This is a genomic window from Pseudomonas sp. MYb327, assembly GCF_040438925.1.
In the GTDB taxonomy this organism is placed as follows: domain Bacteria; phylum Pseudomonadota; class Gammaproteobacteria; order Pseudomonadales; family Pseudomonadaceae; genus Aquipseudomonas.
The window spans coordinates 279,021-300,916 of record NZ_CP159258.1 but is presented as its reverse complement, the minus strand read 5'-3'; the positions used below and the strand labels follow the sequence as shown (position 1 = coordinate 300,916).

Below are 21,896 nucleotides of genomic sequence, written 5' to 3'. Positions count from 1 at the left end.
GAAGAAGGTTTCTCACAAGGCTAGATCCTCAGGTGTGAATGTCATCTTGAATGAACGATACGGAGCGAAATCGCTCGGCTTCATTCCCTGCATTTCTGTCAAACGTCCAATATTCTTCACCGCCGCTACAGCCGATGCGTCAAACGGACCGTCACCACTGGACTTGGCCACGCTGACCGAAGTCACCGTACCGTCCGGCAACATGCCGATTTGCAATACGACCGTCATGCCTTTGCGGGCCGAAGGTGGACGAGCCCAGCCTTCCGCTGCACGAGCCCGAATCAAGTCATCGAAACTGCCGGCGACTTCGTCACCCTGCTCATCGGCCAAGGCCTGTTGACGCTGTGGCGTGTCGGAAAGCAAATCTGCCAGGGCCTGAGCCTTTTTGTCTTCGGCGGATTTACGCGCCGCATCCTGCGATTTCTTCTTCGCAGCATCGGCAGCAGCTTTCTTCTTCGCTTCCTCGGCGACTTTCTTCTTCGCCTCTTCAGCTTCAGCTTTTTTCTTGGCGTCTTCCGCGGCTTTCTTCTTCGCGTCTTCTACGACCTTTTTCTTCGCTTCTTCAGCGGCCGCTTTCTTGGCCTCTTCTTCAGCAGCCTTCTTGGCTTCTTCTTCCGCTTTCTTCTTGGCTATATCAGCCAATTGTTTCTCTTCTGCCTTCTTGGCCTCGGCGGTCTTCTTCGCTTCATCGGCTTTCTTGGCTTCATCAGCCTTTTTCGCCTCTTCCGCTTTCTTCGACTCGTCGGCCTTCTTGGCTTCCTCGGCCTTTTGAGCCGCTTCTTCTTTCTTTTGTTCCGCAGCCTTCACCGCTTCCTGCTCGACCTTCTTCTGTTCCATCTGTTCTTCTTCGGTCTGGCGCGCGGCGGATTTCTTCGCCTCACCCGCAATCTTCTGATTGGTCTGGGTGGTTGCCTGACTTTTCGATTTCAGCTGGTACAGGGTCGCCTGGACAATCGGCTTGGCCGGCGGCAATTCCGGGGTGAAGGCAAAACTGACAAACAGCATGCCGAACACCAGCACGTGCAAGCCAATCGCCCAAACACTAGGCCAGAAGTAGCTTTCCGAGGCGGACGGCTCTCGCTGTTGCTGCATCAGGGCGCCTCGGTAATCAAGCCAACATTACCGACCCCGGCTTTCTGCAACCCGCCCATGGCGCCCATGACGGCACCGTAGTCAACCGTCTTGTCGCCGCGAATGAAGACCTGCGTGCGCTTGCCGCCTTCGTTGCCGACGCGAATGATCTTGGTCACGGCGTCAGTCATCTGCGGCAGGGTCATGGCCCGGTCTTGCTGCTTCTCTGTGTCGACTTCGCTGCCAAGGTTCCAGTAGTAGGTCTTGTCAGCCTTGATCGAAATGGTCAGGACCTGGGTGTTGTTGTCCTGCGGCAAGGCTTCGCTGGAAACCTTGGGCAGATCAACCTTCACGCCCTGATTGAGCATCGGCGCGGTCACCATGAAGATGACCAGCAGTACCAACATCACGTCGATGTAAGGCACTACGTTCATCTCGGCGACCGGCTTGCGCTTGTGTCGAGCTCGAGCGATTAAAGCCATTGGAAATTACCTGCTTATTCTTCGCTGGTGTGCACTTTGCGGTGCAGGATCGCCTGGAATTCATCGGCGAAGGTGTAGTAACGGCTCAGCAGGGTTTCGCTGCGAGCAGAGAAGCGGTTGTAAGCGATAACGGCCGGGATGGCGGCGAACAAGCCGATCGCGGTGGCGATCAGTGCTTCGGCGATACCTGGCGCTACAGTGGCCAGAGTCGCTTGCTGGGCAGTCGCCAGGCCACGGAAGGAGTTCATGATGCCCCAGACCGTACCGAACAGACCGATGTAGGGGCTGACGGAACCGACGGTGGCCAGGAACGGCAGGCTCTGCTCGAGCTTTTCTTCCTCGCGGGAGATGGCAACGCGCATGGCACGGGCCACACCTTCCATGACCGCTTCAGGGTCGACGCCTGGCTGCTGACGCAGACGGGAGAATTCCTTGAAACCGGCGCGGAAAATCTGCTCGACACCCGAATCCGGGTCCGGGTTGCTGCCCGCCTGACGGTAGAGTTTGGACAGGTCGATGCCTGACCAGAAGCGCTCTTCAAAGCTCTCCAGGGCACGTCGGCCGGCGCGTATCAGATTGCTGCGCTGAAAGATCATGATCCATGAGGTCACCGATGCGGCTACCAGGATCAGCATTACCAGTTGCACCACGATACTGGCATTGCTGACCAGGCTCCACATGGAGGAATGGTCGACGACGTTAGCTTCCACGCTTTATCTCCTGCTTTGAGTGTGTACCCGCGCCGCTCACGTCGGCAAAGGCCGCTCGTAGAGCTTCGGGAATGGCCCGGGGTTTTAAACTTTCAGTGCGCACACAGGCCACCAGAAACTGCCCTTCACAGAGCAGCGCATCATCCGTAGCCCGCCTGACCTGCTGTTTGAAACGCAGGCTGGCACGGTTCAATTCGATTACTTCAGCGCTTACCAGCAGTTCGTCATCCAGTCGCGCCGGCGCGTGATAGCGCGCTTCGCTGGAATGCACGACGAACAACAGGTCCTCCCCTGCCAGCTGCGATTGGGCAAAGCCCAGATCTCGTAGCCGCTCGGTTCGAGCCCGCTCCATAAACTTGAGGTAATTAACGTAATACACGATGCCGCCCGCATCGGTGTCCTCGTAATAAACGCGACAACGATGTGCGAAAGGCTCAAGCCCGTTTTGCGCGCGCATACTCTAGTGCTTACTCCTCAGGTTGCCAATCCGGCCAGGCAACTGTTTTTCGATGTTCTGCGGCTTTCGCGCAAAAGTACGGTCCTGGGACCACACATTGCCCGAAAAAATCAGCACGCAAAGTTAATTAATCGTCCACGGCATCAAGGAACTCGTCTACTACGGGCATTTCGCCCAATCGTGACGGAATGTTTAAGCCGAAGTGCAGATACGCATGCCGGGTTACCACCCGCCCCCGCGGGGTGCGCATGATGTAGCCCTGCTGGATCAGATACGGCTCCAGCACGTCTTCAATGGTGTGGCGCTCTTCACTGATGGCTGCGGCGAGGCTGTCGACCCCGACCGGCCCGCCATCGAACTTCTCGATCATGGTCAGCAACAGACGCCGATCCTGATGATCGAAGCCACGCTCGTCGACATCGAGCAAATTCAAAGCCAGGTCGGCAATCGGCTTGGTGATATGACCTTTGGCGCGAACTTCGGCGAAATCCCGCACCCGACGCAGCAGGCGGTTGGCGATTCGCGGGGTACCGCGGGCACGACGGGCGATTTCGAAGGCGCCTTCCGGATCCAGCGGCAAACCGAGGATATTCGCCGATCGACTGACAATCGTCGCCAGGTCGGCGGTGCTGTAGAACTCCAGGCGCTGGACGATGCCGAAACGGTCACGCAGCGGATTGGTCAGCATGCCGGCACGTGTGGTGGCGCCAACCAGGGTGAACGGCGGCAGATCCAGCTTGATCGAACGCGCGGCCGGCCCTTCGCCGATCATGATGTCGAGCTGGAAATCCTCCATCGCCGGGTACAGGACTTCTTCGACTATCGGCGACAGCCGATGGATCTCGTCGATGAACAGCACGTCATGGGGTTCCAGGTTGGTCAGCAGCGCCGCGAGATCACCCGGGCGTTCGAGAACCGGGCCCGAGGTGCTCTTGATCGAGACCCCCATTTCCTGGGCGATGATGTTGGCCAGGGTGGTTTTACCAAGACCCGGCGGACCGAAAATCAACGTGTGGTCCAGCGACTCGCTACGCCCACGAGCGGCCTGGATGAACAACTCCATCTGCTCGCGTACGGTCGGCTGACCGATGTATTCGGCCAGGCTGACAGGACGTATCGCCCGGTCCTGGACTTCCTCGCGCTCACGAGGGGCACCCGTGGCGGCGATCAGACGATCAGCTTCAATCACTTAGATCATTCCCTTCAGGGCACGACGAATCAGGTCTTCGCTGCTCAAACCTTTCTCCTTGATCGCGGAAATCGCCTTGCTGGCTTCCTGCGGTTTGTAACCCAGGGAAATCAGCGCGCTGACCGCGTCGTTTTCGGCGGTGTTCACCGGAGCGGGTCCATCAGGCTGATTCGGCACCAGGGCAAACATGGCCGGAACGGTTTCCCAAGCCTTGAAGCGATCCTTGAGTTCAACCAACAGGCGCTCGGCGGTTTTCTTGCCCACGCCCGGCACCTTGGTCAGTGCCGAAGTATCCTGGGACTGCACGCAACGGACCAACTCGTCGACTTCCAGGCTCGACATCAAGGCCAGGGCCAATTTCGGCCCCACACCATTGAGACGGATCAACTCGCGAAAAAAGTCTCGCTCACGCTTGCCGACGAAACCATAGAGTAACTGTGCGTCTTCGCGTACAACCAAATGGGTGTGCAGCGTCAGCGGTTCACCGACCGACGGCAGACGATAAAGCGTGGTCATGGGCACTTCCAGCTCATACCCCAGACCGTTTACATCGAGTATCAGGTGCGGCGGCTGTTTCTCAGCCAATGTGCCGCGCAAGCGTCCAATCACGTTTCAGATCCTTGAGCGTTGGCCAGATCGTTGCTGGCGTCTGACGGCAACAAGGGATTTGCGCCGACAACCCAGGCGCAAAAGCCTCATTCCCTAAAATTGACTGCTGATGCTATCAGAGACGCAGGCGCCCGCCACGACTGCGTGCGGTGCCCAAGCCATGTGGCAACAGGCTGGATCGGGTGTGCGCATGGCAAATAGCGATGGCCAGGGCGTCCGAGGCATCGATTTGCGGCTTGCTGGTCAACTTCAGCATATGCATGACCATCATTTGTACCTGCTCCTTGTTCGCGCCACCGGTTCCGGTCACCGCTTGCTTGACCTGGGTCGCGGTGTACTCGGCAATTTCCAGGTTTTCTTCTGCACCGGCGACGATAGCCGCGCCGCGAGCCTGGCCGAGCTTCAACGCCGAGTCGGCATTGCGCGCCATGAAGACTTTTTCGATGCCCATCGTCACCGGGCCATAGGTCTGGATGACTTCGCGAACGCCGCGATAGACGATCTGCAAGCGTTCATGCAACTCGCCGGAACCCGTGCGGATGCAGCCCGATGCCACGTAGACACAGCCACGACCGGTATCGCGTACCACGCCATAACCGGTAATGCGCGAACCGGGGTCGATACCTAGAATTAAAGTCATAACGCCTGCGGCTAAGTAAAAGCACGATATTCAATACAGCGAATAACAAATGTGGGAGCGAGCCTGCCCGCGATAGCGGTTTCATAATCGGCAACGATGTTGCCTGAAAAACCGCTATCGCGAGCAGGCTCGCTCCCACAATGAATCCTACTCGCCCTTAACCGAGCTGTGCGGCGACCGACTCCGGAATATCCGCATTGGAGTAGACGTTCTGCACGTCATCCAGATCTTCGAGCATGTCGATCAGCTTGAGGACCTTTTCTGCGCCTTCCAGATCCAGCTCGGCGCTGGTGGTCGGCAGCATGACGATTTCCGCATCATCACCCTTGAAACCCGCCGTTTCCAGAGCATTACGCACGGAATAGAAACCGGCAAACGAAGTGAATACGTCGATGGAGCCATCTTCGTTAGTCACTACGTCATCGGCGTCGGCTTCCATGGCCGCTTCCATCAACGCGTCTTCATCGACACCGGCCGCGAAGGAAATCTGCCCCTTGCGCTCAAACAGGTAGGCCACAGAACCGTCGGTACCGAGGTTGCCGCCGCACTTGCTGAACGCGTGACGGACAGCCGCTGCGGTGCGATTGCGGTTGTCGGTCATGCACTCGACCATCACCGCCACGCCACCCGGGCCGTAACCTTCGTAGGTCAGTTCGACCACATCGTCAGTGTCGGCAGCGCCGGTACCGCGGGCAATGGCGCGATCAATGATGTCGCGACTCATGTTCGCGCCCAAAGCCTTGTCCAGGGCCAGACGCAGACGCGGATTGGAGCCCGGATCACCACCTCCCTGACGGGCAGCGACGGTCAGCTCACGAATCCACTTGGTGAAGATCTTGCCTCTCTTGGCATCCTGACGTTCTTTGCGGTGCTTGATGTTCGCCCACTTGGAATGACCTGCCATAACTCGCTCCGAATTCTCTTTGAAACATTGCCCGCCACGCGGTATCGCGCCGGCCAGCAAACAAAAATATCGACCTGTTCCATCTATAAAGAAAGGGCGCATCCTCAGATGCGCCCTTTCAGGTCAGCCTTACTCGGCCTTAGGCGTTTCGCGCAGACGAATGTGCAGCTCGCGCAGCGCCTTGGCATCCACCACACCCGGCGCCTGCGTCATGACATCCGCAGCACTCTGGGTTTTCGGGAAGGCGATCACTTCACGGATCGACTGGGCACCGGTCATCAGCATCACCAGACGGTCCAGACCGAAGGCCAGGCCACCGTGTGGAGGCGCGCCGTACTTCAAGGCATCGAGCAGGAAGCCGAATTTCTCTTCCTGTTCCGCTTCATTGATACCCAACAGGCGGAACACCGACTGTTGCATCTCTTTGCGGTGGATACGGATCGAACCGCCGCCCAGTTCGGTACCGTTCAACACCATGTCATAGGCACGGGACAGAGCGGCCGCCGGGTTGGCTTCCAGCTCTTGCGGCGTGCACTTAGGCGCGGTGAACGGGTGGTGCAGTGCGCTAAAGCTGCCGTCGTCGTTTTCTTCGAACATCGGGAAGTCGACGACCCACATTGGCGCCCACTTGCAGGTCAGCAGGTCCAGATCGTGGCCGAGCTTGATCCGCAGCGCGCCCAGGGCTTCGCTGACGATTTTGGCTTTGTCTGCACCGAAGAACACGATATCGCCATCGACCGCGCCCACGCGATCGAGGATCACGTTGAGGTTGGCTTCAGGAATGTTCTTCACGATTGGCGACTGCAGGCCTTCGACGCCTTTGGCGCGCTCGTTGACCTTGATGTACGCCAGGCCCTTGGCACCGTAGATGCCGACGAACTTGGTGTAATCATCGATCTGCTTGCGCGGCATGCTCGCCCCGCCTGGAACGCGCAGGGCAGCGATGCGGCATTTAGGGTCGTTGGCCGGACCGCTGAACACCTTGAAGTCGACTTCTTTGAGTTGATCGGCAACGTCGACCAGTTCCAGCGGGTTACGCAGGTCCGGCTTGTCGGAACCGTAACGACGCATGGCCTCTTCGAAGGTCATGTGCGGGAATTCACCGAATTCCAGATCCAGCACTTCCTTGAACAGATTACGGATCATGCCTTCGGTCAGACCCATGATGTCTTTTTCATCGAGGAAGCTGGTCTCGATGTCGATCTGGGTGAATTCCGGCTGGCGGTCGGCACGCAGGTCTTCGTCGCGGAAGCACTTGGCGATCTGGTAGTAACGATCAAAGCCGGCCACCATCAGCAGTTGCTTGAACAGCTGCGGCGATTGCGGCAAGGCGAAGAACGAACCGGCGTGGGTACGGCTTGGCACCAGGTAGTCACGCGCGCCTTCCGGAGTAGCACGGGTCAGGATCGGCGTCTCGACGTCGAGGAAGCCGTTCTCGTCCAGGTAGCGACGGATGCTGGTGGTCATGCGTGAACGCAGACGCAGCTTCTCGGCCATTTCCGGACGGCGCAGGTCCAGGAAGCGATAGCGCAGGCGGGTTTCTTCGCCGACGTCGGAAAATTCGTTCAATGGGAACGGCGGGGTTTCCGACTCGTTCAACACTTCCAGCTCGTAGCCGAGGACTTCGATCATGCCCGACGCCATGTTGGCGTTGGTGGCACCGGCTGGACGCAGGCGTACCTTGCCGGTGATCTTCACAACGTATTCGCTGCGCACGCGATCGGCAGCGGCGAAGGATTCAGCGCGATCCGGATCGAATACCACTTGGGCCAGACCGTCACGATCACGGATATCGAGGAAAATCACCCCACCGTGGTCACGACGACGGTGGACCCATCCGCAAAGGGTAATTTCCTGGCCTTCCAGGCTTTCGTTCAGTTGGCCGCAATAATGGCTGCGCATCATGGTCGTGGTTTCACTTCTCGTAATTCGAAATTCGGTTGGAGGTCTTGCACATGAACCAGATGGCCGATGATGCAAGAACTCACGCGTGTCGTTCAGTTCAGACTTTCGACCCTAGTCAGCTTTGTCGCCGCCGGCCAGGTTCTTCTTCGAACCGGTCTTGAAATCGGTCTCGTACCAGCCGCTGCCGCTGAGGCGGAAACCTGGCATGGACAACATCTTCTTAAGCTCTGGCGCCTGGCACGCAGGGCAGTCGACCAGCGGTGCATCGCTGATCTTTTGAATGGCTTCCAACTGATGACCACAGGAAGCACATTGATAATCGTACATCGGCATGGGGGTTGTCTCGGCGATCAGATTGCTACCGCACACGCTGGGTTTTGCGGCAAAGAGCGGGATTATATCCATTAAATGCAGCCTGTGCAGCCGTTAGACTGCACAGACTGATACTCCGCTCTTTTACTGGCTTAGCTAAGCCAACACGACACATCCTTCTTCCTTAAGGCTGTGCACAACACAGACGACCCGCACCAGCCCGCTGAAATTTTTCACCCCGCCATGACGCAAATGCACTTGTCGATCCACATGGGACAATAGCGCACTGACCGAGCAGCAATTGACCCTGGCCATTTCGCCCAAAATATCCCAGTAGACCTGCTCAAGTCGCAAACAGGTGGCGAAGCCGTTCAAACGCACCGATCGGGATAGCGGCTGGGCCAACCCCATGTCGAATTCACTGACAAACGGATCAATCCTGATGTCCTTGTAGGGACTGACCCTCCCCCCGCATTGCCTGCTTTCATAAACCATACCGTTGACACTCCTTTGCCATCCCTGGTTTTGCATAAGCGCAATCTGTTGGCCTATAAAACCGCGAGGGCAAAGTTATATCCAGATGACTTTATGACCATCCACGTAGGATAAGCCAACAACAGAAGGCGGATCATGGAGAGCGTCCTAGTCCGGGCTTTTTCCCACATTGACTGGCGAAAGATCATTCGGCGAACAGGGGAAATCGAGGGGAAAGGCAGGGCGCGAACAACGCCAGAAAGGCGTTACCCGCGCACCAATGACTCTTAATTTGCCAGCAACGACCGCAACATCCACGCGGTTTTCTCATGAACCTGCATGCGCTGGGTCAGCAGGTCAGCCGTAGGCTCGTCACTGACTTTATCGAGCAGCGGAAAGATCCCGCGTGCCGTACGCGTCACCGCTTCCTGACCCTCGACCAATTGCTTGATCATGTCTTCGGCGGCCGGCACACCCTCCTCTTCCTTAATAGAAGAAAGACGCGCATAAACGGAATAGGCGCCAGGCGCAGGAAAACCGAGGGCGCGAATTCGCTCGGCGATGGAGTCCACCGCCAGTGCCAGCTCGTTATATTGTTCTTCGAACATCAAGTGCAGGGTCCGAAACATGGGACCGGTGACATTCCAATGGAAATTATGGGTTTTCAAATAAAGCACATAAGTGTCCGACAGCAGACGTGAAAGCCCATCTACGATGGATTTGCGGTCCTCTTCACTGATACCGATATCGATTGCCATGCTTTTCCCCTAAAGGTGATTGATTTCATCCGACAGGTGCAGAAGCACTCTAGCAAGCCTGTTGGCACGCTGCAGCCCTGGATTACCCGTCAGGTTGCGACAAATCGCCCCGAATGCACCGCTGGACTCCTTGATTTGAGTAGCCACAAGCTTTGCTGTTAAATAGACAACGTGTCGCTGGCGCCCATATTTTCCGGGCGCTGCGCATAGGCTGATACCGGATACGTGCCCTACGCCTCTTTTATTGTTCTGAAGCGAACCGTACCCCATCAGCTCTTCCTTGTGATCCGTCTTAACGTGAGTTAATCAAAATGTTGAAAATCGTCCACCTGCTAATGGGCGCAGCGGCCTTGCTGCTGTCCTTCATCCCTAGCCTGCGAACCGAAGCCGTACCTTACCTGCAACAACCCGATGCGCTGTATCTGGCCTTGTTCGGCCTGCTCAACCTCACCCTTGCACCTGTCATCCCCAACTGGAACAAAGGCACGCGCCATCAATTGCAAAACCTGGTTAGCGCCTTGCTGATACTCGCCGTTGTTCTGCAAACCCTGACGCTGATCGCACCAATGCCGGTCATTGCTGGTCAACCTGCCGTCCTGTTCAGCCTGGTCGCTGCCTTGATCGCCGTTGTTCTGCACCTGACCATCAGCTTCTACAAATCGTCACCGGCCGCCGCCTCGCCAAGCTATGACATGAGCAACCGCGATACCGGCACCGTCAAGTGGTTCAACACTTCCAAGGGCTTCGGCTTTATTTCCCGCGACTCCGGTGACGACATTTTCGTGCATTTCCGGGCCATTCGCGGAGAAGGTCACCGCGTCCTGGTCGAAGGCCAGCGCGTGGAGTTCTCTGTGATGAATCGTGATAAAGGCCTGCAAGCCGAAGATGTGATTGCCGCCCTGCCGCGACGCTGATTCAAGGCATAAAAAAACCGCGAACAGCCTGACTGTTCGCGGTTTTTTATTGCCTGCATTTTAGTAATGCGGTGGTGGCGCTTCTTCTTCGAATGATTCGAACTGGCCGGCCATTTCTTCCTGGCGCTTGAGCAATGCGGTCATCTGTAGTTGCAGACGCTCAACCACACGTTGCTGTGTTGCCAACACATCATTCAACGCCTGGATGGTGTCATCCTGAAACGCCAATTGACTCTCCAAATCGGTAACGCGGTCTTCCAGGCTCATGTTTCAACCCTCCAGAAACGTGAAATCTTCGGTCAATACCAGACGCAACCGCTTGCGTATAACGGCAACCTGCTCTGCGCTGTAGGGAATGGCCGGGTGTTTGCCCCAGACCGGAGCCGGCCAGGCGGCATCCTCTCGTTTGCGTACGATGACATGCATGTGCAACTGACTGACCACGTTACCCAGGGCGCCGACGTTCAGCTTGTCCGCGTCGAACGAGTCCTTGAGTACTTCCGCCAGCGCGGTTGTTTCCTGCCACAGCTGCTGCTGATCGGCGACATCCAACTGAAATATCTCACTGATATCGTCGCGGCGTGGCACCAGGATGAACCAGGGGTAGTTCGAATCATTGGACAACAACAACCGAGAAAGCGGGAAATCGCCGATCGGTAACGTGTCTTGTTGAAGTCGTGGATCTAAAGCGAACACTGCGCGCACTCCTGCCTGGTTATCATTTTCAGCTTAGCGCCCATCCCGAGGGACCGCGCATCAAGCGACTGGACGGCAGCATACCTGCGAACGTCGCTGGCTTCACGACGAACCACAGCCGAAGCCCGCTCGAGGATCGCCGAATGGCCCACAACCTGCCCCGAGATGAAACATTTCTTGCCAGTGCGCACCATTACCGGACCAGCATCCCGAACAAGCCCGCCGGAATGACTGATAAACACCGATCCGTACAAACCTAGAGAAACGTCGAACTGTATGAATTCAGTACAGTGATTGAAATTTTTTGCACCAAAACTGCACAGCACGTCTACGCTGAGTGCTTCGATATCCGCCAATTACTCACTGGCGGGGTGAACCGGTAACGTTTTTGGTTGTCACCGGGCGGTAACAAGGAGGTCAACACGATGCAAACCATCGCGTCAACCCTGAACGGCAGAAGCATGAGACCCCCGGTTTTATGAGGTTTTTACGGTATCAGACAGCTCTTAAAAAAAAATACGGGTAAAACTTTGATTTGTGCACGCTTGTTGCATTCACACCCACATCGTCTATAAGGCACCGCTGGAAGCGGAACCTTCTAGACAAAAAAAACAGTGGCAGGGTAGCCCAATGGAGATTCAAACGTTTCACCAGGGACTCTTTTTACCGATGCTAGCCCCCAGGAAAACAGCACTAAAGTTGTCACTCCGGTTGCATCGGGGCTGTAAATTTGCGACATCTAGCAAGCTGTTAGCGACAGGGTCGTAAAGAAGCTGAAAGGTTAGATGTGCAAGTATCGCCAACATTGTCGGCGTGATATAAGTTTGCGCCGACACAAAAAGAAAGAGCCGCCCAGATAATAAAACAGGTGGGACGGCAGTACTCTTCTAAAAACCAAAGGAGCAAATCACGATGCGCGTGATGAAGTGGAGCATGATCGCACTGGCTGTTGCAGCTGGTACCTCGCAGTTCGCAGTAGCGTCTTCCCAAGACGAATCCAAGGGTTTCATCGAAGACTCGAGCCTGAAACTCAAAACACGTCTGGAATACATGAACCGCGATTTCCGTAATGGCGCCGGTAATATTAGCGACGGTGCTGGCGGCTTCAAAAGCGGCTATCGTCAGGATACCGGTATCAGCCAGTTGCTGACCTACGAATCGGGCTTCACCCAAGGGATTGTTGGATTCGGCCTCGACGCCATGGCCATGGGCACCGTCAAGCTGGACGGCGGTTCAGGTCGTGCCGGTAACGGTTTGTTCGCCACCGATAGCGATGGCAACCCGGAAAAAAGCCAGGGTAAGACCGGCGGTGCCGTTAAAGTCCGCCTCTCCGACACCACTCTGAAGTACGGTCGTCAATTCGTTGCCAGCCCAGTATTCGCCACCGATGACAGCCGTTTGCTGCCAGAAGTCGCCGAAGGCACCTTGCTCACCAGCAAAGAAATCAAAGGCCTGGAACTCAGCGCCGGCCATTTCACTGCGATGAGCTCGCAAACCGGCATGGGCAAAGACACCATCAACGGTAAGCACACCCCAGGCCTGACCTCCGCCAATATCGCTGGCGCAACCTATCAGTTCACCGATAACTTCGTTGCTGGTGTTGCTGCGTCCGACGTTGACGACTACTTCAAGAAGCAATACATCAACGCCAACTACACCCTGCCGATCAATGACGATCAGTCGCTGAACTTCGACCTGAACGCCTATCGCACCAAAGATCAGGGTCAGGCGCTGTACGGCGAGCTTGACAACAAACTGTGGAGCCTTGCAGCTGCCTACAGCCTGGGCGCGCACAAGTTCACCCTCGCGTTCCAGCGTTCGTCCGGCGACACCAACTACCTGTACGGTGTTGACGGTGGCAGTGCCATCTTCGTATCCAACTCCATCCAGATCTCCGACTTCATCGGTGTGGAAGAGAAATCCTGGCAGGCTCGCTACGACCTGAACATGGCCACCTACGGCGTACCTGGTCTGAGCTTCATGACTCGCTACGTATACGGTGACAACATCGAAACGTCCGAAGGCACCGAAGGTAAGGAACACGAGTTCAACTTCGAAACCAAGTACGTGCTGCAAGAAGGTCCGGCAAAAGACCTGTCTTTCCGTCTGCGTAGCGCAATCTACCGTGCAAACGGTGCTTACAACGCTGACTACACTGCGGACAACAACGACGTGCGTCTGATTGTCGAGTACCCGCTGAGCATCCTGTAATCAGGGTGTAACACCGGCAGTACTGTTAAGACAAAAACCGCCCACCCTTCCAGGTGGGCGGTTTTTTTATGCCTGCCACATACTGAATACACCAGCAAACAACTTCGCCGCATAACATCAGAACTTTTTTCAATGAACTGATAGAAAGACATAAAAAACCCAAGAGACTATTAATCTCCTGGGCTCATTACTGTCAGTACCAACTAATAAAACAAGGCTTACTGCACTGTTGCTTCCTGAACCACGCGAACAACCCGCTGTGGAAATGGAATGTCGATACCGGCGGTTTTCAAACGATCACGGGATTGCTCGTTAAACATGAACATCACATCCCAATAATCCGCAGTCTTTACCCACACGCGCAGGGAAACAGTGATCGAACTGTCGCCCAGCGTCGAGATGACCGCCTGCGGTTCCGGATCAGCCAACACGCGCGGATCCTTGGCCAGTTCCAGCAATACTTGACGGGCCTTTTGCAGGTCCGCTTCGTAATCAACGCCAACATCAAACACCACCTTGCGGGTCGGTTGACGGTTGGTGTTGGTAATGATGCCGTTCGACAGGTTGCCGTTCGGTACGATGATGGTCTTGTTGTCGCCGGTACGCAGCACGGTGTGGAAGATCTGGATGCTGTCGACGGTACCGGCAACGCCCTGGGCTTCGATCCAGTCACCGATACGAAACGGACGGAACAGCAAAATCAGCACGCCGCCAGCGAAGTTCGCCAGGCTGCCCTGCAAAGCCAGGCCGATGGCCAGACCCGCCGCACCAATCGCCGCTACGAACGAAGTGGTTTCCACACCAATCATCGACGCCACACTGACGATCAGCAGTACTTTGAGGATGATGTTCGCCAGGCTGCTGATGAACCCTTGCAGGGCCAGATCAGCGTTACGCAGGGCCAGCAGGCCACCGAGCTTTTGCGTGACCTTATTGATTAACCACCAGCCGATGGCCAGGGTGAGGACTGCCAGCAGCACGCGGCTGCCGTATTCCATGATCATCGGAATCCAGGTTTGGGATTCCTTGACAAGGTTTTCTACTTCAGCATTTAAATCCATGTACGTTCTCCTGCTTTGCGGCTATCTGACACTCGAAAAAAATTCGGCAGAAAAAACCGAACCTGCCCGGATCGATCGTTTCTGCCGTTGCTTGGGCCTCGGACGCCGAAAACGCCGAGAGGTTCCCGCCGCAGGTCAGTCGCGGAAGTTGTTGAACTGCAGCGGCATATCGAACGTCTTGGCACGCAGCGCTGCGATGGCTTCCTGCAAGTCGTCGCGCTTCTTGCCGGTAATGCGCACTTGCTCGCCCTGGATGGCGGCCTGCACCTTGAGCTTGGCGTCTTTGACGTGAGCGACGATCTTCTTCGCCAGCTCTTTGTCGATGCCTTCCTTGAGGACCGCTTCCTGCTTCATCAGCTTGCCCGATGCATAGGCATCCTTGACTTCAAGGCACTGCACGTCGATCTTGCGCTTGACCAGTGCCAGCTTGAGGATCTCAATCATCGCTTCGAGCTGAAAATCCGCTTCGGCGGTCAGGTTGACGGTCAGGTCCTTTTCCTTGAACTCGAAGCTGCCTTTGCCTTTCAGGTCATAACGACGATCGAGTTCCTTGACGGCGTTCTCGACCGCGTTGGTGACTTCGTGTTTGTCCAGTTCGGATACCACGTCGAACGACGGCATGTAATCTCTCCAAATAAAAGGCGCGCCAATGGAGCACGCCTGGCTTGCGGTAAAAATCCGCGCTGATTATAACGGGTCTTTCCCATCATTCACTGCGAGCCTTCCATGCACGCGTCAAACAGAGCAAAAAGCTGATGTCCACCACCTGGCATATCTTGGGCGCCGGCAGTCTCGGTACGTTGTGGGCGACACGTCTGGCGCGGGCCGGAGTGCCGGTGCGCCTGATCGTGCGCGACGCTGCGCGTTTGCAGGCATATGAGGCGACAGGCGGACTGACACTGGTCGAACATGGGGAAGCAAAACGCTATCCGGTGCCAGCGGAAACACCCGACGGCGCTGAGCCAATCAATCGACTACTGGTCGCGTGCAAGGCCTATGACGCCGAAAAAGCCGTGGCACAACTGGCACCGCGCCTGGGTACCGGCGCTGAGTTGATCCTGTTGCAGAACGGCCTGGGCAGTCAGGACGCCGTGGCGGCACAAGTACCGCAGGCGCGCTGCATCTACGCATCCAGTACCGAAGGCGCGTTCCGCGATGCTGACTGGCGTGTTGTATTCGCCGGTCACGGCTTCACCTGGCTCGGCGATGCCGGGCATCCCGTGTCTCCGATATGGCTGGATGACTTGAACGCAGCCGGTATCCCCCACGAGTGGAGCACCGATATTCTGACCCGGCTGTGGCGCAAACTGGCGCTCAACTGCGCGATCAATCCACTGACGGTGCTGCACGATTGCCGCAACGGCGGTTTACAGGACCATCACTGTGAAGTCGCCACCCTCTGCGGCGAGCTGACGGAGTTGCTTGAACGTTGCGGCCAACCCGCAGCGGCGGAAAACCTGCAACAAGAAGTCGAGCGGGTGATCCACGCCACCGCTGCCAACTATTCTTCGATGTACCAGGACGTCAGCAATCAGCGCCGAACCGAAATCAGTTACCTGCTGGGGCATGCCTGTAAAGTCGCCTCCCGCCACCAACTGAACCTGCCGCACCTCAATCAACTACAGCAGCGGCTGATCACCCGTCTGCAAAGCCTTGGATTGCCCAGCGACTGAGCAGCGGCTACGCTGCCCACTTGTTCCTTCGCAGCGAATTACCCAATGCCATTGCGCCAGCGCCTTGAAAATCTTCCTGTCGGCCAGAAACTCCTGGCCGCCCTGTTGGTGCTGTTGACCACCGTTTTGCTGGTCGCCAACCTCACGTTTATCAGCGCCGCGTATTACATTTCCCAGGAAAGCATGGCGCCCCAGGCGCTCCAGACCATCGGCCGACTGGTGTCCAATCCAAGCCTCGTGGACCAGGCGCTGGAGTCGCCGCAAAGCGCACAACGCTTGCTCGATGAACTCAACAGCTATTCCCCCCTGCGCGCGGCCGCGCTGTATGACGGCAAGGGCGAGCGCCTGGCGCAGTTGCAGCATGGCGATCATCTGAACCTGCCATCGCGCTACCGGCATATCGAGTCCTGGCAAGCCACCGAATTTCGCAGCAATCAAGTGATCACCCTGCCCCGCCCCGGCACCGCGCCAGGCCATCTACTCCTGGTGGCCAGCAGCGAACTGCCGATGGCGTTCTACACCGGGACCCTGACCGCCAGCCTCGGCATCCTGATCTTCAGTGTGCTGTTGTGGCTGATCATCGCCCGGCAGATCAAACGCCTGATCACCCGGCCGATTCATCAACTCGAAGAGTTGTCCCGACAGGTGACCCGCGAAGAGAACTACGCCCTGCGTGCCTCCCGGGGTAACCATGACGAAATCGGCAGCCTCGCCGAAGCGTTCAACACCATGCTTTCGCGCATCGAGGCACGGGAACAGCAGCTGAAACGGGCGCGGGACGACTCCCAGGCCGCTTATGACCAGGCCCAAGGGCTGGCCGAAGAAACCCGCCACACCAATCGTAAACTGGAACTCGAAGTCCAGGTGCGCAGCAAGATCGAGAAGAAACTCACCGGCTTCCAGAACTACCTCAACAGCATCATTGACTCCATGCCTTCAGCGCTGATTGCCCTCGACGAGCAGCTCTACGTGACGCAATGGAATCAGGAGGCCAGCGCCCTTTCCGGCACGCGCCTGGACGAAGCCCTCAACCAACCGATCTTCCTCGCTTTCGAACCGCTCAAGCCGTTTCTGCCGCAACTCAAGCAGACCGTTGAACAACACACCGTGGCCAAGATCGAGCGCGTGACCTGGATCAAGGACGATGAACCCAAACACTACGCCTTGACCTTCTACCCGCTGATGGGCGGTGCCGGGCGTGGTGTGGTGATCCGAATCGACGACATCACCCAGCGCCTGTCCCTTGAAGAAATGATGGTGCAGTCGGAGAAAATGCTGTCCGTCGGCGGCCTCGCCGCTGGCATGGCCCACGAAATTAACAACCCGCTGGGCGCGATCCTGCACAACGTACAGAATATTCGCCGACGCCTGTCACCGGAACTGCCGAAGAACCTTGAGCAGGCCGAGCAAATCGGCGTCGAGCTAGAGACGGTCAACGACTACCTGCAAGCGCGGGAAGTGCCGCAGCTACTGGACGGTATTCAGCAGGCCGGCGCACGGGCGGCGAAAATTGTCACCCACATGCTCAGTTTCAGCCGCCGCAGCACTCGGCAAATGGCTCCGTGCGACCTGCCGGCGCTGATCGATCAAGCAGTGGAAATCGCCGGTAACGACTTCGACCTGGCGATCGGTTTCGACTTCAAGGGGCAGGCAATCATCCGTCAGTTCGATCCTGCGCTCGGCCCGGTGCCTGGCACCGCCAACGAATTGGAGCAAGTTCTACTGAATCTGCTGAAAAACGCTGCGCAAGCCATTCACCAGCGTGAAGACGACAGCGAGCCGGGGCGGATCACTCTGCGCACCAGACTGAATCCGCCCTGGGCGGAAATCCAGGTCGAGGACAATGGCATCGGCATGAGCGAAAACGTGCGCAAGCGCACCTTCGAGCCGTTTTTCACCACCAAGGAGATCGGCCAGGGCACCGGGCTCGGACTGTCCGTGTCGTACTTCATCATCACCAATAACCACAAGGGCCAGATGGAAGTGCAATCGACCCTGGGCCAAGGCACTTGCTTCACCCTGCGCCTGCCCTTGTCGGGCACCCCGCTCGTCTCCCAAGAACACAATCAGCTAACGAGGTAACCATGGGCTTTCGCTTGTCGAAGATTTACACCCGCACCGGCGATAAAGGCGAAACCGGCTTGGGCGACGGCCGTCGTGTACCCAAGGACCACCCACGGATCGAGGCCATTGGTGAAGTCGATACGTTGAACAGCCAGGTAGGCGTACTGTTGGCGGGGCTTGCGTCTGAAAGCGCAAGTTATCCGGGACTGCAGGAGGTGATCGAGGTATTGGCACCCTGTCAGCACCGGTTGTTCGACCTCGGTGGTGAACTGGCGATGCCGGAGTATCAGGCGTTGACCGTCGTGGAAATTGAACGCCTGGAAGCGGCGATTGATGTGTGGAATGAGGAGCTGGGGCCGCTGGAGAACTTCATTTTGCCAGGTGGCTCGATGTTGATTGCCCAGGCCCACGTCTGCCGCAGCCTGGCCCGCAGTGCCGAGCGCCGGTGTCAGCACTTGAATGCAGTCGAACCCTTGGCCGGGGTGGGGTTGGCGTATATCAATCGGTTGTCGGATTTGTTGTTTGTGGTGGCTCGGGTGATTGCCAAGCGTCAGGGGGTTGCGGAAATACTCTGGCAGGCTGCGGCGAAGCCTCAGGTTTAGTCGGCGCCTGTCAGGCACTCATCGCGGGCCTGCCCGCTCCCACCGTGATCGAATTTTAGGTAAAAACTCGGTCAACTGTAGGAGCGGGCTTGCCCGCGATGGGGCCTGCAATATCACCGAGGGATCAGGCTTCAGGCCAAAACGCCCGAATCCCCGCCACACCCTGGGCACCTGCCGCCCAGGCTTTCTCAACTTCCGCCGGACCAACGCCACCGAGCAAAAACACCGGCTTGCTGAAACCCTCGATCAAGGTCGAAGCCTGCTCCCAGCCCAGCGGCTGAGCGCCCGGATGAGTCAACGTTGGCTGCACCGGCGACAAGGTCACGAAGTCGACACCCATCTCCTCGGCCAATGCCAGCTCTTCAGCGTTATGACAGGATGCAGCCAACCAGCGCGATGCTGGCAGCGGCCGACCGGCAGCCGCGTACTTGCGCAATTGTGCCGAGGTGATGTGCCAACCGGCGGAGGGAAAATCCCCCAGCCATTCGAACGGCCCCTTGATCATCAACTGCGCCTTGCCTGCACACAGTCCCACGGCATCCACCGCCAGATCACGGTATTTCGGATCGTAACCGTTGGGCGCGCGCAGCTGGATAAGCTTGATACCACCGGCGATGGCTTTCTGAATACCGCGCAGCAACGCTGGAGTTTCCAGGTCTTCCGGGGTGATCAAGTATTGCTCGGGCAACCGCGCGGCAGCGACGATAGGCCGGTTGGCCTCGGGGAACTCGTAGCTCGACAACTCACGCGCCGTCACCCAGGCCAGTGGCTGGCCCTCGGCACCGTGAGGTTCGCCAGTGAACGCCGAGACCTCCCAGACATCCAGCAACACCTGCTTGTCCGGGTAATCGTGGCGGACCTTGATTAACGGGCGCGCCGCGCTGACCACGATGCCAAGCTCTTCGTGCAGCTCGCGGGCCAGGGCGGCCTCGACCGACTCGTCGGCCTCAACCTTGCCACCGGGGAATTCCCACAAACCGCCCTGATGCTGGGTATCGGCGCGGCGGGCGATGAGGATTTTGCCACTGCCATCACGAATGACGGCAGCGGCTACATGAACTCTTTTCACCGCTCGATTTCCTCCAGTCCAGCTTCTTGCCAAGCCTTGAAGGCCGGCCATTGGTAGATGGTTTCAACATAGGCTTCGTCAGCCTCGGGCAGTTTCACCTGATAGGTGCGCAGGCGTACGGCGATCGGGGCGAAGAACGCATCGGCGAGGGTTTTACGGCCAAACAGGTATGGACCACTTTCAGTAGCCGCGGCGCGGCACTCGGCCCACAGGGCCAGCATGCGCTCAACGTCCGCTTGTACATCAGCCGGAACCGGTGACAGCGGTGCATCATGGCTCAGGTCGAACGGCATGTTGCCGCGCATGGCGAAGAATCCGCTGTGCATCTGCGCGCATGCCGAACGTGCCTGGGCACGGGCGCCAACGTCTTGGGGCCAGAGTGCTGCGTCCGGGAACTGTTCTGCCAGGTACTCTGCAATTGCCAGGGAATCGGCGATGGTGCCGTGTTTGGTTTTCAACAGCGGGACTTTAGCGGTCGGCGAATGCTTGAGCAGGCGCTCGCGTGTATCCGGCTGGTTCAGCTTGATCAGCTCTTCGGTGTAGGAAACGCCGGCCAGATCAAGGGCCAGGGCGCCGCGCAGGGACCAGGAGGAATGCAGTTTGTCGCCGATGATCAGGTGGAGGCTCATGTTCGGGCGTCCTCAAGCAAATAAAGAATCCTGTAGGAGCTGCGGTGCGGCGATCCGACTTGCCAGCGATAGCAGTCGCGCCCTCAACACCGCTGTCGCGGTGTTGAACGCTTTCGCCGGCGAGCCGGCTCCTACAGGTTATGCGCAGTTTTTATGCGGACTTAAGTACGGTACTCGGCGTTGATCTTCACGTACTCGTGGGACAAATCGGTGGTCCAGATTGTTTCGCTGCAATCGCCGCGACCCAATTCGATACGAATCGTGATTTCTTCCTGTTGCATCACGGCCGCGCCCTGGGCTTCGGTATAGGTCGCGGCACGGGCGCCACGGCTGGCGATGCACACTTCGCCAAGGAACACGTCGATCTTGCCCACGTCCAGATTCGGTACGCCGGCACGGCCAACGGCGGCCAGGATGCGGCCCCAGTTCGGGTCGGAGGCAAACAGCGCAGTCTTGATCAGCGGCGAGTGGGCCACGGTGTAGCCGACGTCCAGGCATTCCTGGTGATTGCCGCCGCCGTTGACTTCAACGGTAACGAATTTGGTCGCGCCTTCGCCGTCGCGAACGATGGCCTGGGCCACGTCCATGCACACTTCGAACACTGCTTGCTTCAATTTGGCGAACAGCTCGCCTTCGGCCCGGGTGATTTCCGGCAGTGCAGCCTGACCGGTGGCGATCAGCATGCAGCAGTCGTTGGTCGAGGTGTCGCCGTCGATGGTGATGCGGTTGAACGACTTGTTGGCGCCATCCAGCAACAGGTTTTGCAGCACGTCGCGGGAGACTTTGGCGTCGGTGGCGATGTAGCCGAGCATGGTGGCCATGTTCGGGCGAATCATGCCCGCACCTTTGCTGATGCCGGTGACAGTGATGGTCACGCCATCATGCTGGAACTGGCGGCTGGCACCTTTAGGCAGGGTGTCGGTGGTCATGATGCCGGTGGCGGCCGCTTCCCAGTTATTAACCGACAGGTCGTCGAGGGCGGCTTGCAGTGCCCCTTCGATTTTCTCGACCGGCAGTGGCTCGCCGATCACGCCGGTGGAGTACGGCAGCACCAGGCTGGCGTCAACACCCGTAAGCTCGGCCAGTTTGGCGCAGGTGCGCTCGGCGGCGGCCAGGCCTGGCTCGCCAGTACCGGCGTTGGCATTGCCGGTGTTGGTCAACAGGTAACGCACCGGGCCTTGCACACGTTGCTTGGCCAGGATCACCGGAGCGGCGCAAAAGGCGTTCAGGGTGAACACGCCCGCCACCGTCGAGCCTTCGGCACAACGCATGACCACAACATCCTTGCGCCCCGGGCGCTTGATACCGGCCGAGGCAATACCGAGTTCAAATCCGGCAACCGGGTGCAACGTTGGCAAAGGACCAAGACCAACAGCCATGAATGCGCTCCTTAATAGATGATGTCTGCACCGCTTCAGGAAGAGCGGTGGTTTGAATGGCAAAACGCCGCGACGGCATAGGCCGGT

At 57.8% G+C, this 21,896-nt stretch carries 24 protein-coding genes; 5 read left to right on the top strand and 19 right to left on the bottom strand.

What is annotated here, in order from left to right:
* Positions 1–12: 12 nt before the first annotated feature.
* From tolA to ABVN21_RS01260, 12 genes are all read right to left on the bottom strand, one after another.
* Positions 13–1,092: a cell envelope integrity protein TolA gene (gene tolA, locus ABVN21_RS01315; protein ID WP_339555336.1), complete on the bottom strand. Its 1,080-nt coding sequence runs from the start codon at positions 1,090–1,092 to the stop codon at positions 13–15.
* Entirely contained in the window at positions 1,092–1,544 is a 453-nt protein-coding gene (gene tolR, locus ABVN21_RS01310) for a protein TolR (RefSeq protein ID WP_223504805.1), read from the bottom strand. The genes tolA and tolR overlap by 1 nt, the downstream gene beginning before the upstream one ends.
* 23 nt (positions 1,545–1,567) lie before the next feature.
* Entirely contained in the window at positions 1,568–2,263 is a 696-nt protein-coding gene (gene tolQ, locus ABVN21_RS01305; RefSeq protein WP_140667542.1) for a protein TolQ, read from the bottom strand.
* Complete coding sequence (gene ybgC, locus ABVN21_RS01300; protein WP_339555337.1) at positions 2,253–2,720, bottom strand: tol-pal system-associated acyl-CoA thioesterase; 468 nt, start codon at positions 2,718–2,720, stop codon at positions 2,253–2,255. Before ybgC ends, tolQ begins: the two co-directional genes overlap by 11 nt.
* Before the next feature lie 127 nt (positions 2,721–2,847).
* The gene (ruvB, locus tag ABVN21_RS01295; RefSeq protein WP_339555338.1) at positions 2,848–3,909 is read right to left on the bottom strand and encodes a Holliday junction branch migration DNA helicase RuvB; all 1,062 of its coding nucleotides are present in this window, start codon (positions 3,907–3,909) and stop codon (positions 2,848–2,850) included.
* Positions 3,910–4,518, bottom strand: a complete 609-nt coding sequence (ruvA, locus tag ABVN21_RS01290; RefSeq protein WP_034149141.1) for a Holliday junction branch migration protein RuvA — start codon at positions 4,516–4,518, stop codon at positions 3,910–3,912. It abuts the gene before it with no gap.
* A 115-nt stretch (positions 4,519–4,633) separates the two neighbouring features.
* Entirely contained in the window at positions 4,634–5,158 is a 525-nt protein-coding gene (gene ruvC, locus ABVN21_RS01285) for a crossover junction endodeoxyribonuclease RuvC (RefSeq protein WP_034149140.1), read from the bottom strand.
* Between the two features lie 157 nt (positions 5,159–5,315).
* Entirely contained in the window at positions 5,316–6,062 is a 747-nt protein-coding gene (locus ABVN21_RS01280) for a YebC/PmpR family DNA-binding transcriptional regulator (RefSeq protein ID WP_339555339.1), read from the bottom strand.
* A gap of 129 nt (positions 6,063–6,191) precedes the next feature.
* On the bottom strand, positions 6,192–7,967 hold the full coding sequence (gene aspS / locus ABVN21_RS01275; protein ID WP_339555340.1) for an aspartate--tRNA ligase: 1,776 nt from the start codon (positions 7,965–7,967) through the stop codon (positions 6,192–6,194).
* Positions 7,968–8,078: 111 nt separating this feature from the next.
* Positions 8,079–8,300 (bottom strand): zinc ribbon domain-containing protein, encoded by a 222-nt coding sequence (locus ABVN21_RS01270; protein WP_060539757.1) that lies wholly within the window; start codon positions 8,298–8,300, stop codon positions 8,079–8,081.
* A 135-nt stretch (positions 8,301–8,435) separates the two neighbouring features.
* Positions 8,436–8,774: a ribbon-helix-helix domain-containing protein gene (locus ABVN21_RS01265; protein WP_339555341.1), complete on the bottom strand. Its 339-nt coding sequence runs from the start codon at positions 8,772–8,774 to the stop codon at positions 8,436–8,438.
* A 266-nt stretch (positions 8,775–9,040) separates the two neighbouring features.
* Entirely contained in the window at positions 9,041–9,511 is a 471-nt protein-coding gene (locus ABVN21_RS01260; RefSeq protein ID WP_339555342.1) for a Dps family protein, read from the bottom strand.
* A gap of 311 nt (positions 9,512–9,822) precedes the next feature.
* On the opposite strand from ABVN21_RS01260, the gene ABVN21_RS01255 reads away from it, so the two are divergent.
* Positions 9,823–10,425, top strand: a complete 603-nt coding sequence (locus ABVN21_RS01255; RefSeq protein WP_339555343.1) for a cold-shock protein — start codon at positions 9,823–9,825, stop codon at positions 10,423–10,425.
* A gap of 60 nt (positions 10,426–10,485) precedes the next feature.
* Here ABVN21_RS01255 and ABVN21_RS01250 read toward each other — a convergent pair whose 3' ends face one another.
* Complete coding sequence (locus ABVN21_RS01250) at positions 10,486–10,692, bottom strand: SlyX family protein (protein ID WP_339555344.1); 207 nt, start codon at positions 10,690–10,692, stop codon at positions 10,486–10,488.
* Positions 10,693–10,695: 3 nt separating this feature from the next.
* The gene (locus ABVN21_RS01245; protein WP_339555345.1) at positions 10,696–11,121 is read right to left on the bottom strand and encodes an HIT domain-containing protein; all 426 of its coding nucleotides are present in this window, start codon (positions 11,119–11,121) and stop codon (positions 10,696–10,698) included.
* Positions 11,122–12,033: 912 nt separating this feature from the next.
* On the opposite strand from ABVN21_RS01245, the gene ABVN21_RS01240 reads away from it, so the two are divergent.
* The gene (locus ABVN21_RS01240) at positions 12,034–13,332 is read left to right on the top strand and encodes an OprD family porin (protein ID WP_339555346.1); all 1,299 of its coding nucleotides are present in this window, start codon (positions 12,034–12,036) and stop codon (positions 13,330–13,332) included.
* 218 nt (positions 13,333–13,550) lie between these two features.
* On the opposite strand, the gene ABVN21_RS01235 is transcribed toward ABVN21_RS01240, so the two are convergent.
* Entirely contained in the window at positions 13,551–14,393 is an 843-nt protein-coding gene (locus ABVN21_RS01235; RefSeq protein WP_339555347.1) for a mechanosensitive ion channel family protein, read from the bottom strand.
* Positions 14,394–14,528: 135 nt separating this feature from the next.
* Complete coding sequence (locus tag ABVN21_RS01230) at positions 14,529–15,014, bottom strand: YajQ family cyclic di-GMP-binding protein (RefSeq protein ID WP_018926510.1); 486 nt, start codon at positions 15,012–15,014, stop codon at positions 14,529–14,531.
* Between the two features lie 134 nt (positions 15,015–15,148).
* Here ABVN21_RS01230 and ABVN21_RS01225 point away from each other — a divergent pair, with 134 nt between their 5' ends.
* Genes ABVN21_RS01225 through ABVN21_RS01215 form a run of 3 tightly spaced genes read left to right on the top strand, consistent with a single transcriptional unit; the run spans position 15,149 to position 18,732 of the window.
* Positions 15,149–16,066: a putative 2-dehydropantoate 2-reductase gene (locus tag ABVN21_RS01225; protein ID WP_339555348.1), complete on the top strand. Its 918-nt coding sequence runs from the start codon at positions 15,149–15,151 to the stop codon at positions 16,064–16,066.
* Between the two features lie 45 nt (positions 16,067–16,111).
* A complete protein-coding gene (locus ABVN21_RS01220) occupies positions 16,112–18,148 on the top strand; it encodes an ATP-binding protein (protein ID WP_339555349.1) in 2,037 nt (678 codons plus the stop codon).
* 2 nt (positions 18,149–18,150) lie between these two features.
* A complete protein-coding gene (locus tag ABVN21_RS01215; protein ID WP_339555350.1) occupies positions 18,151–18,732 on the top strand; it encodes a cob(I)yrinic acid a,c-diamide adenosyltransferase in 582 nt (193 codons plus the stop codon).
* A gap of 124 nt (positions 18,733–18,856) precedes the next feature.
* On the opposite strand, the gene ABVN21_RS01210 is transcribed toward ABVN21_RS01215, so the two are convergent.
* From ABVN21_RS01210 to argJ, 3 genes are all read right to left on the bottom strand, one after another.
* A complete protein-coding gene (locus tag ABVN21_RS01210) occupies positions 18,857–19,801 on the bottom strand; it encodes a Nudix family hydrolase (protein WP_339555351.1) in 945 nt (314 codons plus the stop codon).
* Positions 19,798–20,430 carry a glutathione S-transferase family protein gene (locus ABVN21_RS01205; protein WP_339555352.1) on the bottom strand — a complete coding sequence of 211 codons (633 nt, stop codon included), beginning with the start codon at positions 20,428–20,430 and terminating at the stop codon, positions 19,798–19,800. The genes ABVN21_RS01210 and ABVN21_RS01205 overlap by 4 nt, the downstream gene beginning before the upstream one ends.
* A 161-nt stretch (positions 20,431–20,591) precedes the next feature.
* Complete coding sequence (gene argJ / locus ABVN21_RS01200) at positions 20,592–21,809, bottom strand: bifunctional glutamate N-acetyltransferase/amino-acid acetyltransferase ArgJ (RefSeq protein WP_339555353.1); 1,218 nt, start codon at positions 21,807–21,809, stop codon at positions 20,592–20,594.
* Positions 21,810–21,896: the final 87 nt, after the last annotated feature.

Excerpts from the sequence above, each read along its gene's own strand:
- ABVN21_RS01260 (WP_339555342.1), bottom strand. The coding sequence starts at position 9,511 with ATGGCAATCGATATCGGTATCAGTGAAGAGGACCGCAAATCCATCGTA.
- ABVN21_RS01225 (WP_339555348.1), top strand. The coding sequence starts at position 15,149 with ATGTCCACCACCTGGCATATCTTGGGCGCCGGCAGTCTCGGTACGTTG.
- ybgC (WP_339555337.1), bottom strand. The coding sequence starts at position 2,720 with ATGCGCGCGCAAAACGGGCTTGAGCCTTTCGCACATCGTTGTCGCGTT.
- ABVN21_RS01250 (WP_339555344.1), bottom strand. The coding sequence starts at position 10,692 with ATGAGCCTGGAAGACCGCGTTACCGATTTGGAGAGTCAATTGGCGTTT.
- argJ (WP_339555353.1), bottom strand. The coding sequence starts at position 21,809 with ATGGCTGTTGGTCTTGGTCCTTTGCCAACGTTGCACCCGGTTGCCGGA.
- ABVN21_RS01215 (WP_339555350.1), top strand. The coding sequence starts at position 18,151 with ATGGGCTTTCGCTTGTCGAAGATTTACACCCGCACCGGCGATAAAGGC.
- ABVN21_RS01255 (WP_339555343.1), top strand. The coding sequence starts at position 9,823 with ATGTTGAAAATCGTCCACCTGCTAATGGGCGCAGCGGCCTTGCTGCTG.
- ABVN21_RS01240 (WP_339555346.1), top strand. The coding sequence starts at position 12,034 with ATGCGCGTGATGAAGTGGAGCATGATCGCACTGGCTGTTGCAGCTGGT.
- ABVN21_RS01205 (WP_339555352.1), bottom strand. The coding sequence starts at position 20,430 with ATGAGCCTCCACCTGATCATCGGCGACAAACTGCATTCCTCCTGGTCC.
- ABVN21_RS01235 (WP_339555347.1), bottom strand. The coding sequence starts at position 14,393 with ATGGATTTAAATGCTGAAGTAGAAAACCTTGTCAAGGAATCCCAAACC.
- ruvC (WP_034149140.1), bottom strand. The coding sequence starts at position 5,158 with ATGACTTTAATTCTAGGTATCGACCCCGGTTCGCGCATTACCGGTTAT.
- tolA (WP_339555336.1), bottom strand. The coding sequence starts at position 1,092 with ATGCAGCAACAGCGAGAGCCGTCCGCCTCGGAAAGCTACTTCTGGCCT.
- aspS (WP_339555340.1), bottom strand. The coding sequence starts at position 7,967 with ATGATGCGCAGCCATTATTGCGGCCAACTGAACGAAAGCCTGGAAGGC.
- ABVN21_RS01280 (WP_339555339.1), bottom strand. The coding sequence starts at position 6,062 with ATGGCAGGTCATTCCAAGTGGGCGAACATCAAGCACCGCAAAGAACGT.
- ABVN21_RS01230 (WP_018926510.1), bottom strand. The coding sequence starts at position 15,014 with ATGCCGTCGTTCGACGTGGTATCCGAACTGGACAAACACGAAGTCACC.
- ABVN21_RS01220 (WP_339555349.1), top strand. The coding sequence starts at position 16,112 with ATGCCATTGCGCCAGCGCCTTGAAAATCTTCCTGTCGGCCAGAAACTC.
- ABVN21_RS01265 (WP_339555341.1), bottom strand. The coding sequence starts at position 8,774 with ATGGTTTATGAAAGCAGGCAATGCGGGGGGAGGGTCAGTCCCTACAAG.
- ABVN21_RS01270 (WP_060539757.1), bottom strand. The coding sequence starts at position 8,300 with ATGCCGATGTACGATTATCAATGTGCTTCCTGTGGTCATCAGTTGGAA.